This window comes from Saccharopolyspora sp. NPDC002376, from assembly GCF_053593195.1.
The window spans coordinates 15,512-29,147 of sequence record NZ_JBSFBZ010000038.1 but is presented as its reverse complement, the minus strand read 5'-3'; the positions used below and the strand labels follow the sequence as shown (position 1 = coordinate 29,147).

10 protein-coding genes are annotated in these 13,636 nt (G+C 67.1%); 7 read left to right on the top strand and 3 right to left on the bottom strand.

Annotation, left to right across the window (positions count from 1 at the left end; translation table 11 throughout):
* Nucleotides 1-17 precede the first annotated feature (17 nt).
* The 3 genes from ACWCO2_RS23645 to ACWCO2_RS23635 are packed head-to-tail and all read right to left on the bottom strand — an operon-like array spanning nt 18 to nt 5,417.
* Nucleotides 18-1,697, bottom strand: coding sequence for a thiamine pyrophosphate-binding protein (locus ACWCO2_RS23645; RefSeq protein ID WP_450129935.1), 1,680 nt, complete (start codon nt 1,695-1,697; stop codon nt 18-20).
* On the bottom strand, nt 1,690-4,383 hold the full coding sequence (locus ACWCO2_RS23640) for an aldehyde dehydrogenase family protein (RefSeq protein WP_450129934.1): 2,694 nt from the start codon (nt 4,381-4,383) through the stop codon (nt 1,690-1,692). Before ACWCO2_RS23640 ends, ACWCO2_RS23645 begins: the two co-directional genes overlap by 8 nt.
* Before the next feature lie 59 nt (nt 4,384-4,442).
* Nucleotides 4,443-5,417 (bottom strand): ribonucleotide-diphosphate reductase subunit beta, encoded by a 975-nt coding sequence (locus ACWCO2_RS23635; RefSeq protein WP_450129933.1) that lies wholly within the window; start codon nt 5,415-5,417, stop codon nt 4,443-4,445.
* Nucleotides 5,418-6,153: 736 nt separating this feature from the next.
* Here ACWCO2_RS23635 and ACWCO2_RS23630 point away from each other — a divergent pair.
* The 7 genes from ACWCO2_RS23630 (at nt 6,154) to ACWCO2_RS23600 (ending at nt 13,614) form a co-directional block, all read left to right on the top strand.
* On the top strand, nt 6,154-6,819 hold the full coding sequence (locus tag ACWCO2_RS23630) for a GNAT family N-acetyltransferase (protein WP_450129932.1): 666 nt from the start codon (nt 6,154-6,156) through the stop codon (nt 6,817-6,819).
* 29 nt (nt 6,820-6,848) lie between these two features.
* Entirely contained in the window at nt 6,849-9,446 is a 2,598-nt protein-coding gene (lanKC, locus tag ACWCO2_RS23625) for a class III lanthionine synthetase LanKC (protein ID WP_450129931.1), read from the top strand.
* A gap of 49 nt (nt 9,447-9,495) precedes the next feature.
* On the top strand, nt 9,496-9,645 hold the full coding sequence (locus tag ACWCO2_RS23620) for a hypothetical protein (protein WP_450129930.1): 150 nt from the start codon (nt 9,496-9,498) through the stop codon (nt 9,643-9,645).
* Between the two features lie 37 nt (nt 9,646-9,682).
* A complete protein-coding gene (locus ACWCO2_RS23615) occupies nt 9,683-9,787 on the top strand; it encodes a SapB/AmfS family lanthipeptide (protein WP_450129929.1) in 105 nt (34 codons plus the stop codon).
* 408 nt (nt 9,788-10,195) lie between these two features.
* Nucleotides 10,196-11,677: an MFS transporter gene (locus ACWCO2_RS23610; protein ID WP_450129928.1), complete on the top strand. Its 1,482-nt coding sequence runs from the start codon at nt 10,196-10,198 to the stop codon at nt 11,675-11,677.
* Nucleotides 11,678-11,681: 4 nt separating this feature from the next.
* On the top strand, nt 11,682-13,217 hold the full coding sequence (locus ACWCO2_RS23605) for an MFS transporter (RefSeq protein ID WP_450129927.1): 1,536 nt from the start codon (nt 11,682-11,684) through the stop codon (nt 13,215-13,217).
* 193 nt (nt 13,218-13,410) lie between these two features.
* Nucleotides 13,411-13,614 (top strand): hypothetical protein, encoded by a 204-nt coding sequence (locus ACWCO2_RS23600; RefSeq protein WP_450129926.1) that lies wholly within the window; start codon nt 13,411-13,413, stop codon nt 13,612-13,614.
* Nucleotides 13,615-13,636 lie beyond the last annotated feature (22 nt).

Here is a 13,636-nt window from a genome sequence, read left to right as displayed (position 1 = left end):
CAGTCTCGGGTCGCGCACTACTTGGCGGTGCCGAAGTCGCCTTCCGGCCGCAAGGCGGAGTCGTCGAGGGTGACCGGTACCTCGACCACGCTCGGCGTGCCGTCGTCGGCGCCCCGGACCGCCTCGGACAGCACCGCGGCCAGTTCGTCGCGCCGTTCGACGACCACGTGGTGCACGCCGGGGGTGTGCACCAGCGGTTCTTCGTCGCGGGTGAAGGAGAACCCGCTCAGCGGCGGGTCGTGCTGCTCGGCTTGCTGCTGCAACCAGCCGTAGCCGCCGTTGCGCAGCACCAGGTAGCAGACCCCGATCCGCTCCTGCACCAGCGTGCGCAGGTCGCTGGAGAACAGGTTGAACGCACCATCGCCGACCAGGGCGAGCACCGGGCGGTGCGGGGCGGCGACCTTCACCCCGGCGGCCGCGGCCGCACCGAAGCCGAGGCTGGTCTGCTCGGAGGGCACCACGGAGCCCCCGGCCCGGCCGCAGCTGTAGTTCGGGAAGAAGTACGACCACATGTCCTGCAACCCGTTCTCCTGCACCAGGATCCGGGGTTCCGGCACCGCCCGCTGCACGGCGGCGAGCACCTCGGGAATGCGCAGCCGCTCGTCCGAACCGGCGAGCCGGTCGAGCACCGCGCGGTGGTCGGTGAGCAGCTGCTCCCGCGTGCCGATGACCAGCTCGGTCCACTCCTCCCGGATCTCCGGGGTGCCGAGCTCGCCGGCCAGCCACTGCTCGACGGTCCCGGCGGCGTCCCCGACCAGGCACGGCCCGGAGAAGTCGGCGGCGAACTCCTCGCCCGCGATGTTGAGCTGCACCACCGGCACGGAGTCGCCGATCGACTCCGGCCAACCGAGGGTGGCCGTTTCCTCCAGCCTGCTGCCCAGGCTGATCAGGCAGTCCGCAGTGGACCACAGCTGCGCGGTCGCCGGCGCGGCGTACAGCCCGGACAGCCCGAGGAAGTGCGGGTGGTCCTCGTCCACGGCACCGCGTCCGGTCGCCGTGCAGAAGATCGCCGCGCCGATGCGCTCGGCCAGCCGCTCCACCGCGCGGTCGGAGTTGCGGTGCCGCATCCCGCCGCCGACGAGCAGGATCGGCCGCTTGGCCGCCCGAACCTGTTGCGGCAAAACCGGTTCGACCATCGCGCAGGCCGGTTCGGACACCACTGGTCCGCTACCGCGCACCGAGATTTCGGCGGTCAGCAGGTGATCCGGCACTTCCAGGTACACCGGGCCGGGCGCGCCCTGCGTCGCGACCAGCAGCGCGCGACGCAGCGCTGGGACCAGCCGGTCGGCGTGTTCGACCCGGTGCGCCCACTTGGTCAACGGGGTGAGCGCGGAAACCTGGTCGAGTTCCTGGAAAGCGCGAGCACCGAGATGTTGCGCGTCGGTGCCCGCGCCGATCAGGACCACCGGCGCGTGGGAGCACTTGGCTTCCAGCAGGCCGGTGGCAGCGTTGGTGGTCGCGGGCCCCTTGCCCACGACCGCGACGGCCGCCGCCCCCGTCTGCAGGGCGTGGCCGGTGGCCATGAACAGCGCGTTGCGCTGGTCGCGGCACAGCACCAGCCGCGGGGGCGCGTCCGCGCGTTCCAGTGCCGAGAGCAGCTTCAGGTCGTCACCGGGCAGCCCGAACAGCGTGCCGATCCCGTTGTGCCGCAGCACTTCCAGCACTGCCGCCCAGGCCCCGTCCGTGTGGTCAGACATGCTCGGCCGCCCCGATCAGCGAGCGACGGCGCGTCTCCGCCGAGATGGTGCCGAGGTAGTCGGCCACCGTCTTGGACAGCAGCAGCGGCTCGGCCACCCGCCGCGTGCCGAGCGCCGCGTAGTTCGCGACGATGCCCCGGCCGCCGAACGGCTTGTTGCCGTCATCGTGGTCCACCAGCGTGCTGTTGACCGTGACGTAGTGCCGCTTCTCCAGGAACGCCTGCACTTCCGGCAGGTCGCCGTACACCGTCGCGCCCATCGCGCGGTCGATGTAGAACGGCGAGTTCAGCACCGACAGCAGCTGTTCGGTGGAGGAGTAGCGCTCCACGTTGAAAATCGGCGCGAACATCTCCGGTGCCTGCCCCTTCGGCTCCGGCGGCAGGTCCAGCACCGTCGGACGCAGGTGCATGTCCATGATGCTGACCTCACCACCCGAGACGATGTGCTCGGAGTTGCGGCGCAGGTAGTCGAAGGAGTCGGCGAAGGCGTCCAGGTAGTACATCGACCCGTAGTCGCTGGTGGCGTCCCGGTTGTCGCCGTGGCGGAGTTTGGCCACGTAGTGGCACAGCGCGGGGACGAACACGTCGGCGATCGAGTCGTGCACGAAGATCCGGTCGGGGCCGAAGCAGTCCTGCCCGGAGTTGATCATGCGTACGTCGATCAGCGCGGGGATGGCGCTGCGCAGGTCCGCGTCCGGCCCGACGATGAACGGGTTGACGCCCTGGCCGAAGAAGACGAACAGCTGGTCGGAGCGCAGCTGCGCCCGGACCTTCTCCGCATTGTGGTAGGTGCCGGTGAACACGATCACTTCCGCGGCATCGACCGGGCCGGAGATGAACTCGCGCTGCGCCATCGCGCACTCGTGGATCGGCAGCTTGTGCACGTCCGCGAGCAGCGCGTGCAGCTTGCGGGTCAGCTCCGCGATCTTGCTGGAGGCGCGGAAGCTGACCTCGCCCGAGTACAGGCTGGGGATCAGCAGGTACAGCACGTAGGAGTACAGCGGGATGTTCGACGGCATGAACACCGCCGTGCTGTCCACCGCCCTGGGCTGGTACCGCAGCACTTCCTCCTGCGCGCCTTCCAGGGTCTGGATGCACAGGTCGATCTCGCCGTTGGCGGTCGCGTGGTGCTCGACCTCGGTGAGCAGCTCGTGCACCTGCGCGCGGTTGGTCTGCAGGAACTCCACGACGCTGCGCAGCGCCTGCAACCGCTCCGTGTAAGGGATCGGTAGCCGGCTGATGTACCCGCTGCTGCTGCGGGCGATGTCGCGCACCGCCTGGTCATCGATCTTCCCGTTGAGGTTGAGCGGCAGCTCCGGCACCACCACGACCCGGTTCGGCAGCTCGTAGTCGGCGAGCTCCGCGGCGAACAGGTTCCGCCAGTAGCGCGAGTCGCGATCCAGTTCGTCGGCCACCACGAACACCAGCTCGCTGCCCAGCCGCTCGTTGTCGAACGGGACCACGCGGACCTGGCACCCGCAGCGCTCGGCCTTCTCGACCAGCGCATCGGGGTAGATCGTGTGGCCCAGCCGGTGCACCGCCTGCTTGCGGCCCACCACCGTGAGGTTGCCCTGCTCGTCGAGCCAGCCGAGGTCGTTGGTGCGGTAGTCGCGGTCCAGCACCGGCACCAGCTCACCGTCCGGTCCGAGGATGGCGTTCATGTAGTCCGGGGCGCGGACGACGACCTCACCGAGTTCCCCGGACGGCACCGGGTTGCCCTGCGAATCGACGATCTCGATGCCTACGCCGTCCAGCGCCTGGCCGACGCCGTGCGGGTCCGAACCCACCGCGAGCGCGATGTTGCCCGCTTCGCTGCTGCCGTAACCGTCGAGCAGCGGCTTTCCCATCACGGTGCGGAACCGCCCGGCCAGCGACGCCGACAGCGGTGCGCCACCGACGCACCACATCCGCACGCTGGCCAGCGCACCGTGGTACCGGTTGCGCTTGTGGTAGATGGCCAGCATCGCGTCGTAGCTGGACGGGGTCGCGTCGACCACCGTCACGCCGTGCTCGGTGATCCGGTCGAGCGCGCTGTCCAGCCGCACCGACGAGCTCACCACCAGAGCGAACTCCGTCCACCACCAGAGCAGGATGATGGACAGCCCGTACTGGTGCGAGAACGGGAGCAACGGCATCAGCACGTCGTCGGCGACGTACTGCATGCGGCGCTGCGTGCGCTCGATGTTGTCCCGCACTGCGCCACCGGACCGGACGATGCCCTTGGGCTTTCCGGTGGTGCCCGAGGACCACAGGATGAGCCCGTCGGCCCGGCGGTACCAGGCGTCGAACGACAACGCGTCGTGCACGTCGGCGAACGCGTCGACCGGCTGGGTCACCCGCATCTCGCTGAGCACGTTCTGCAGCGAGATCGACTCGACTTCAGAGGTGTCGGGCAGGACGTCCTTGTCGCACAGCAGCCACCGCGCCTTGGCGTGGGCGGCGACCCGGCTGTGCTCCTTCTCGGACTGGCGGCAGTCGATCAGCACGATCGAGGCGTCCACCGCGATGAGCGCCAACAGCGCCACCACGAACTCGGCGGAGTTGGCCGCCGAAAGCATCACGCGGTCGCCGGGCTGGATTCCCTTGCCGCGCAGGCGGTTTGCCAGCAGCGCGGCGTCCCAGGCGACCTGATCGCGGGTGACCACACCATCGTTGGTGATGAGCCCGCCGTTTCGGTAATCCCCCATGAAGCTTCGCCTTCCTAGTCGGAGGAACGAGAACCGTTGGTTATCGGGTCGGCAGGCGGTCAGTTCGCGGCTGCCAGCTTCTCCTGCGCGGACGCGCGCGTGCGCGCGAGGTCCGCTTTCTCGACCGAGCTCTGGATCAGGTGTTCCTGGAACTTCTCGTCGATGCCGATCACCCGCATGTGCTTGCGCAGGATGTCCAGGCTCATCTGGCGCAGCCCCGGGCCCGGAATCCCCGTGGCCTCCTGGTCGACGCGCAGCGCCAGCGGGAGGGCCTGCTCCAGCACCTCGCAGATGTCGTCGTGGTGTCCTTCCTGGACACCGGTGCGCAGCGCGTGCATGCCGAATCCGACGTGCCGGGATTCGTCGCGGCACATCGCGGTGAACGCGGTCTTGACCCCGTCGAGCTGGTCGAGGTCGCGCAGCGCCTGCACCAGGACGCGCTGCCCGACCAGCGCCAGCACGCCCTCGGTGATCAGGTGGAACAGGGTGACCGCGCGCAGCCACTGGCCGTAGTCCAGCGGCCGCTGCTGCAGGTCACCGACGATGCCGGCCTCCAGCAGGCTCAGCTCCCGGTGCGCCGGTGCGGCGATGTTCCAGCTGTCGACGAGCATCCGCTTCGGGTCGGGGTCCATGCCGAGGACCTCCTCGCCGAGCCGGAAGGTCAGGTGGCTGTGTCGGGCCTCGTCGGCGATCTGAGTGCCGAGGAAGAGCGAGTACTGCTCGTCCGGCGAGCCCGTGAGGATCGGGCCGAGCATGTCCAGCCCGGTGTACTCACCGATGATGAACGTCGCGATCGACTCAGAGACGATCTTGCGGTACACCGGCCGCAGTTCGTTGTCGAAGTCGTGCCGGTCCTGCTCAAGTGGAATGTCCACTGCGGACCACTGCTGACGCTCCCACCTCTCGTACAGCTCCTTCGGCTTCAGCCCCTGCTCGGCCACCAGGTGCGCGTGCTGCATCACCTCGTTCAGCGGAAGCTGCGGCATCGCGCCCAGCGACACCTCGTCCATCAGCAACGGAGTCCAACGGCTCATCTCGTTCCTTCGCACCACATCGGTCGGGCCCCGCAACCGTCGTGACACGAGCACGGCGCGCAGAAACCACGAGAATTCGATCGAGGAGACCTGCGCATAGCGATGACCCACATGCGCGCAGGGAAGCTGAGACTGAAGCAGCTCCCGATAACGGAGAGTGACCAAGGAGCGATCACAGTGAAGCAGGAACCGCCGTTCGGGTCAAGCTGGTTGACACAATGTCGGCATCTGACCTGCCTTCAGTCCACCAGTTTGGCTAAAACTAGCCAAACAGTAACCCGAATGGACTAACGGAGGTAGGCTCGTCAGCCGAAAATACCCTTTTCGCTTGACAGCCCTCTGCTGCGTACATAGCGTCCGCGCCGACCAGCGGGCCGCACCGACGCGGGGGACGAATAGTGGGAAAACTGAGAATTCGAGCCCGCTGAAATTAGTTGGAACCGCCGGGAACCGACGATCGCCGAGCTGCGTCAGAGGGTGGGACTGAAGCAACGCAAGGCAATTTCACACGCAACCAACCAGGATCGGCCAATGCGCCGCAATTGAACGCTGAACAACTTGCAGCTGATAGTTGAATGCTGGACAACTTCGGCTGTTAGTTGAACGCTGAACAACTGCAGCTGACAGTTGTCGGAGCTGGCTCGTGCCTGCTCTGGATATCCGGTCCACGCGGATGACCACGCTGGTGGATCGGTTTGTTCTGCACGGAGAAAAACTACCGAAGAGACAGGTGGCAATGCAGGGAAGACTCATCCGTCTCGAGTGGGCGACCGAGGACGACTACGAGCTCATCTCGGGCTGGCTGAAGCCGCTGTCCGCGGCCGCCGCGTTGACCGGGGACAGCCAGGAGTTCCTCACCCCTGCCAAGGTCAAGGAGGCCAACGAGGACGGCCACTTGCGCTTCTTCATGGCCGTGACCGGCGAGGGTGACCGGGTGGGCGCGGTCAACTACCGGGCGGTGAACAGCTCCGGCTCCTACAGCATCGGCGGCGTGGTCGGTGATGCGCACAAGTGGAGCCACGGTTACGGGGCGGAAGCCTTCGGGCTCGTCGTCGAGCACCTCTTCAACAGCCTCAACGCGCATCGCGTCGAGTTCACCACCGCGGTGTACAACAAAGAAACGATGCGCATCCTGACCAAGGGCGGATTCGTCCTGGAAGGCGTGCTGCGCGACTACCACTTCATCGACGGCATGTACTACGACCGGACGGTGTGGTCGATCCTCCGCGAGGAGTTCGAGGCGCACGCGGCGGCGACCCGCGACATCTATCCGGTGGGCGACGCGATTCCAGCCGAGGACAAAAAAGCCGCGCAGGAAATGTTCCGCAAATACCTGGCGAACGATCCGCAGACGTCATTAAGCGATTTCGAACTGCGGAACAGCCGGGTGCGCCCGTACTGATCTTCAGTTCAGGTAGAAAGTGACCACGCATGCGTGAAGACTTGGAGCTGTATTCCCTCGCGGATCAGTTCTTCTACGAAGCACCTTCGCGGTGGCGGGCGGCGGAGAGCACGTTCGACCTCACCGACGGGGATTGTCCAGACGGATGGCTCCGCAGCGGCAACAGCGACTGGCGCATGCTGCGGCCTGCCAGGCACGAGATGCCGGATCAGGGCTGGAAGATCCACATCTCCGCGACCCCGGAGAACGCCGAACGCGTGCTGTCCGCGGTCGCGCAGCACTGCTTCCGCGAAGGAATCGCGTTCAAGTTCCTGCGCACCGCTCGACTCGTGCGGGCCTACAGCCTGAAGTACGCGCCGCGCTCGGCGAGCGGGAAGCTGATCACCCTGTACCCGGTCGACGACGCGGAGCTGCAGGCCACGATCGACGCGCTCGCCGAGGCGCTGGCGGGCGAACGCGGCCCGTACATCCTCAGCGACCTGCGGATCGGCACCGGCCCGGCGTTCGTGCGCTACGGCGGATTCGCGCCCAAGTACTGCTTCACCGAGAACGGCGAGCAGGTGCTGGCCATCGAGCGACCGGACGGAACCCTGGTGCCGGACGACCGGCGGCCGTTCTTCACGACGCCGGACTGGGTGTCCACACCGGACTTCCTGGATCCGCACCTGGCCGCGCGCAACACGCAATCCGCCGCGCTGGACTACCAGATCACCGAAGCCCTGCACTTCTCCAACGGCGGCGGGGTCTACCTCGGCAAGCGCAACAGCGACGGCACCGAGGTCGTGCTCAAGGAGGCACGACCGCTGGCCGGCCTGGACGCGATGGACCGGGACGCGATCGCCCGCCTGGAGCACGAAGTCAGCGCCCTGCGCAAGCTCGACGACGTCGCCGGTGTGCCGCGCGTGCACGAAGTCGTCGACGTGTGGGAGCACCGGTTCGCCGTGCTGGACCGGATTCCGGGCAAGACGCTGCAGCAGTGGGCTGCGCTGCAACACCCGCTGGTCGGCCTGCAGGAAACGCCGGAAGCCAAGCGCGCCTACACCGAACGCGCCCTGGCCGTCCTGCGGAAGGTGACGGATCTGGTGGAGCAGATCCACCAGCGCGGTCTGGTGTTCGGCGACCTGCATCCGGCGAACATCCTGATCGACGAGGACGACCAGGTCGGACTGGTCGACTTCGAAGCCGTCTCCGAGATCGGTGCCGCGCAGCAGCAACACATGGGCTACGCCGGCTTCACCGACTCCGACGCCCGCGGCGCGGAGATCGACCAGCAGGCGCTGGGCGTGCTCGCGCTGTGGCTGTTCATGCCCTTGACCAGCCTCAACGCGCTCGCTCCGGACAAGGCCGAAGAGCTGCTGGCCGCCGCTGAGGAGCACTTCGAGCTGCCGCCGGACGTGCGACAGCTGATCCTCGGCCGAATCCGCCCCCGTCGCCCCGAGGCGGAGGTCGCTACCGCACCGGACGTGCGGTTCACCGACGCACCGGGCCGCACGAAGGCGTGCGCTTCCCTGGCCGCGGCGATCCACGCCAGCGCGACCCCGGAGCGCGACGACCGGCTCTTCCCCGCTGCCGTGCAGGGATTCCACCACGGTGGCACCGATTTCGCGTTCGGCGCGGCGGGAGTTCTGTGGGCGCTGCGGTCGACCGGCCACCCCGTCGCCCCGGAACACGAGATCTGGCTGACCGAACACGCGCAGCAATCCGCCCAGCGACCGGGCTTCTTCGACGGCGCGCACGGCACTGCGCACGTGCTCGACCTCCTCGGACACACCGACCTGGCCGCGGACCTCATCGAACGCGCAGCACCGGACGTGGCCCGAACGCACGACGTCACGCTGTTCAGCGGCTTGGCGGGCATCGGGTTGAACCACCTGCACCTGCACCACCGGGACGCTGAGCACCTGAAACGCGCACTGGAGCTCGCCGACCGGGTCGCCGGGGCCGTCAACAGCGGCCGACCGCACGGCATCGACAGCGCCCGCATCGGGCACCGGCAGGCGGGATCGCACGGCGGTTTGCTCCGCGGTTGGAGCGGTCCGGCGCTGTTCTTCCTGCGGTGCTACGAGATGACGGGGCAGCGCGAACATCTCGACCTCGCGGTTCGTGCGCTGCACCGCGATCTCGACCTCTGCGTGCGGCGACCGGACGGAACCATCCAGGTCGACGGCGGTTTCCGCACCCTGCCCTACCTCGACGTGGGGTCAGCCGGCATCGCGCTGGTCGCCGACCAGGTACTGCGACATGTGCCCGACGAGCGGCTCGCGGAGAGCGCGGCTGGGCTCAGCGACGCCTGCCGAAGCACCTTCGTCATGCAGGCCGGGATCTTCAACGGACGGGCCGGGTTGCTGGCGACGCTGGCTCAGCTGTCCCGCGACGACGGGGCGATCCCGGATTCGGCGCTCGCACACCTATCGGTGTTGCACTGGCACGCGCTCAGCTATCGCGATCACCTGGCGTTCCCGGGCGATGGCAATTTCCGACTCACCATGGACTACGCAACCGGCAACGCCGGAGTGCTCACCGCACTCGCCGCTTTGGACGATTCGAGTGTCGAATTGATGCCTTTCCTGGCGCCCCGAACCGACGCCTCAGCGCGACTTCAGAGCGCCGAAAGATTTAAATCGTAAATACGCCAAAACAGTATTTCACGGCCCGGAGTTCTGCTATTCTTCGGATGTGCCACGGAAAAGCACGATTCACCGCGGCGCATCCGTTGGTATCAAATCATCAGAGGAGGCAACCATGTCGATTCTCGACCTGCAGGCGCTGGAGACCACCGCCGCCGAGGCCCTGGTTCCGGGCAGCACCGTCAGCTCCGGCTGCTGACCTAACCAGTAGAAATAAATAGATGAACTAATGGTAAATGTTCGGAGGTGATTTTCAAATGTCGATTCTCGACCTGCAGGCGCTGGAGACCACCGCCGCCGAGGCCCTGGTTCCGGGCAGCACCGTCAGCACCAACTGCTGACCTAACCAGCAGAAATAAATAGATGATGTTTGGAGGTGATTTTCAAATGTCGATTCTCGACCTGCAGGCGCTGGAGACCACCGCCGCCGAGGCCCTGGTTCCGGGCAGCACCGTCAGCTCCGGCTGCTGACCTAACCAGTAGAAATAAATAGATGAACTAATGGTAAATGTTCGGAGGTGATTTTCAAATGTCGATTCTCGACCTGCAGGCACTGGAGGTCACCGCCGCTGAGGCCCTGGTTCCTGCCAGCGCCTTCAGCATGAACTGCTGACCACCTTGCGTTCCGTCGGCTCGGCCGCTCGGCCGGGCCGGCGGAATCGCATTCGATAACCGCCCTGCGGAAACGGCCTGCGATACTGTCCCGAGTTGCTCTTTTCCATCTGCTCCGCCGAGAGAACGGGACCGAGATGACCAAAAGCGCCGAACGGCAGCGTTTTGGGCAAACAGAAAGAGTGCTGTATTCGACCGCTTTCGCCAGCGGTCCCATGGAGGTGCTCGAATTCCTCCTGCCGCTCTACAGCGGCGCAGTGCTCGGCGCGTCGCCGGCCGAAGTCGGCGCTCTCGTCGCTGTTTGCGCGATCGCCGCGCTGCTGACGCGACCGCTCTGCGGTTCTCTCGCCGACCGCACCAACAAGGTCGCGGTAGCCGCCGTCGGCGCGTTCCTGCACGCCGGTTCCCTCCTCGGCTTCGCCCTGTCCGGCGGACTGGCCCCGGCGTTCGTGATGGCGGCCCTCAGCGGAATCGGTGGCGCGTTCTTCTGGGTGGGCGTGCGCAGCTGGATCGGCGCCCGCTCCGACTCCGACGACGCACGCGGTTTCGGGCGGCTGCTCTCCTTCGAAGGCACCGGCGCGCTGATCGCCTACGTGCTCTGCTTCATCACTCTCGAAGACCTGGGTTATCCCGCCGTTTTCGCGCTCGGCGCCGTCTCCGGGCTGATCGCGGCGGTGCTGCTCGGGCTCGCCGTCCGGGGTGCCGGGGACCCCGCACCGATCGACGAATCGCTTCCGGAAGACCGGACCACCGCCAAGCAGCTGCTCCCCTTCCTCGGGATTTGCGGTGTGACCGCCGCGTTGGAAGCCGGCATGGGCCTGCTGCTGATCATGCATCTGCAACTCGAGCACCACTACGGCCCGTACCAGATCGCCTCGGTGCTGGCTCCGGGCTTCATCGCCTTCATCGTCGTGCCGAACGTCGCGCACCACGTGCTGGCCAGGCTCGGCAAGCGCACTGCGGTCATGCTGTCGCTGCTGACGAGCGCGCTGGTCACGGGTGTGCTCGCGACGGCCCCCGAGCCCTGGGTGATCGGCCTCGTGTGGATCCTGTCCGCGAGCGCGCTGGGAATCGCGCTGCCCGCGGAGCAAGCTGCGGTTGCCGAGCGCGCGGGCGCCCAGGTCGGGCGCCGGATCAGCTACTACGAAAGCGCGCAGTTGGCCGGCGTGGCCGTCGGCACGGGAGTTGTCGGTGTCCTCTACGAGAACGCCGGAATCGCGATCACGGGCGCGGTGGCCGCGGGGGCACTGGTCCTCAGCGCCGCTGCCGTCCCGCTCGCCTGGCGCTCGCTGACCCCAGCGGGAGCGGTCTCCGCGGAGGCGGTCCCAGCGGACCGCGCCGAGGGCCGAACCGTCGACCGGGAGCACTCGCGCAAACGGCGACACGACTGGTACTGGCACAGCGGCATCTTCGTGGTCGGTCACGTCGTCCTCTGGCTGCTCGGTTCGTCCTCGCTGGCCGCGGAATTCGGTGCTCCGCTGGACGGGCCGGACTGGTTGACCACCGCTGGGCGCATCTGGGTCGTGGTGTACCTGATCGACACCATCGGCGCGCTCTTCTACACGCTCTTCCCCCGCACCGACAAGACTTCCCACACCAGCCCCGGCAACAGCGGTTGAGCCCATGGGACGACACCGGGCAGCAGCGAACCAGCGCACGGTCCGGATCCCGAAGGACCGGACCGAAACCCGCGCCAAGCAGCGGGGCCCTTACAACGGCCTGCTCGCGGGTTCGTCGATCAACGTCGTCGGCGATGTGATCGGTACGGCCGCGCTGCCGCTGTTCGTCCTGGAAACCACCCACGACCTGGCGCTGACCGGCTGGATCGCGGCGGTGAGCGTCGGCGGGTCGGTGGTCACCGGCCTGCTGCAGGGACCGCTGGTCGACAAGCTCGGATTCCGCAGCAGCCTGCTCGGTTCCAGCTTCTTCGCCGCCGCGTCCACGATCGCCTTCTACGTCCTGCACCTCGCCGGCCTGCTCTCCCCCGCGCTGCTGCTGGTGCTCTCGCTCATCCGCAGCATTGCCGACGAGCCGGGCCGGGTGGCGATCTTCGGGTTGATCCCGCAACTGGCAAAGCCGGCCGGGGTGCCGCTGGAACGGGCCAACGCGACACTGCGCACGGTCACCGCATCGTCGAACCTGGTCGGCCCGCTCGCCGCAGGTGGGATCGCAGCGTTCGCCGGCAGCGAGTGGACGATCCTGCTCAACGCGGTCACCGGCCTGCTCGGCACCGTGGTGCTCTTCTTCGCCCTTCGCGCATCGAAGGCGGAAGTGTCCGCGGAGGAACATGATCCCGCCGACGACGGGTTGAGCTACTACCGCCGGTTCCGCCGCGGACTGCGCTACCTGTTCCACGACAAGCTGCTGCGGACGCTGATCGTCGCGACGATGATCTTCGCCGCGTTCGACACCAGCTTCGCCTCGATCGGTCTGACCGCCTACGCGACGGAGGTGCTCCACGAACCGGCCCTGTACGGCGCGCTGATCAGCGCGTTCGGCGTCGGCTCGCTGATCGGCACGATCGGCTACGGGATCATCGGGCACCGCATGCCCAGGCGCCCGACGTACCTCAGCGTCTACCTCCTGTTCGCCGTGCTGGTGATGCTGATGTCGGTGGAGCTCGGCGTGGCCGGGACGTTCGTGCTGATGGCGGTGGCCGGCGTGATGACCAGCCCGCTGGACCTGCTGTACATGGCTGTTCTGCAGGAGCGCGTGCCGAAGAAGGTGTTCGGCCGGGTCATCAGCATCGCCAACACGATCATGTCGGCTCCTGCCCCGCTGGCGGTGTCCGCGGCGACCGGTCTGATCAGCAGCTTCGGCGTGCAGCTGACGCTGCTGGTGCTGGGCTGCTGCTACCTCGTGGTCGCGGTGGGCCTGATCTTCGTCCGCCACCTGCACAACATGGACTCCCGGCGCGGGACCGAGAAGGCCGAGCAGGCCGACGTGACGCGGCCGCTGCCGAAGATCACCGACATCGCACCGCCGACCCAACCCGTTCCGCCCAGGCTCGACCCGCTGTCCATGACGCAACCCATTCCCAGAATTACCACCGCCGCACCGGGTCAGCGGTTGTGGATGTTGTCCGCGGACGCCGGGTTGACCCAGCCGATCCCACGAATCGATCCGGCGCATCTGCCGCCAGTTCGGCGGACGCGATGACCGGATTTTTACCAGTTGCCAGATATCGCCGGGCAACCGGATTTTCGACCAGACCGCCCTTGGGTCGGGTACCTCGACTGAGATCTTCGCCGACACCGGTCGACACCGGGTGGCGAAATTTCTCAAAGTTACCTGTTCGGGGCGTCAGCACCGCTATGATCGCGCACGCGATCTGTTTCACCCTGGAGGATTCATGTCAACGTTGAAGGCAATTGCAGCCGGCGTGGTGATGGTGGTCGCCGGCCTCTTGCTGAGGTTCTACGGCGGCGAAACCGAGGTCGGCCCATTCAAATTGGGGACGGTCGGCAACGTGGTCGCGATCATCGGTGGCGTCGAGATCCTCATCGCGCTCAGCTACGTCTTCTTCCCGGACAAGAAGAAAAAGAAGCTGGACTGAATCCGCGCGACAACCGGATCGC

What these genes read in the sequence shown, in the direction of transcription:
- ACWCO2_RS23645 (WP_450129935.1), bottom strand. Translation starts at nt 1,697, where the DNA reads ATGTCTGACCACACGGACGGGGCCTGGGCGGCAGTGCTGGAAGTGCTG.
- ACWCO2_RS23640 (WP_450129934.1), bottom strand. Translation starts at nt 4,383, where the DNA reads ATGGGGGATTACCGAAACGGCGGGCTCATCACCAACGATGGTGTGGTC.
- ACWCO2_RS23635 (WP_450129933.1), bottom strand. Translation starts at nt 5,417, where the DNA reads ATGAGCCGTTGGACTCCGTTGCTGATGGACGAGGTGTCGCTGGGCGCG.
- ACWCO2_RS23630 (WP_450129932.1), top strand. Translation starts at nt 6,154, where the DNA reads ATGCAGGGAAGACTCATCCGTCTCGAGTGGGCGACCGAGGACGACTAC.
- lanKC (WP_450129931.1), top strand. Translation starts at nt 6,849, where the DNA reads ATGCGTGAAGACTTGGAGCTGTATTCCCTCGCGGATCAGTTCTTCTAC.
- ACWCO2_RS23615 (WP_450129929.1), top strand. Translation starts at nt 9,683, where the DNA reads ATGTTCGGAGGTGATTTTCAAATGTCGATTCTCGACCTGCAGGCGCTG.
- ACWCO2_RS23610 (WP_450129928.1), top strand. Translation starts at nt 10,196, where the DNA reads ATGACCAAAAGCGCCGAACGGCAGCGTTTTGGGCAAACAGAAAGAGTG.
- ACWCO2_RS23605 (WP_450129927.1), top strand. Translation starts at nt 11,682, where the DNA reads ATGGGACGACACCGGGCAGCAGCGAACCAGCGCACGGTCCGGATCCCG.
- ACWCO2_RS23600 (WP_450129926.1), top strand. Translation starts at nt 13,411, where the DNA reads ATGTCAACGTTGAAGGCAATTGCAGCCGGCGTGGTGATGGTGGTCGCC.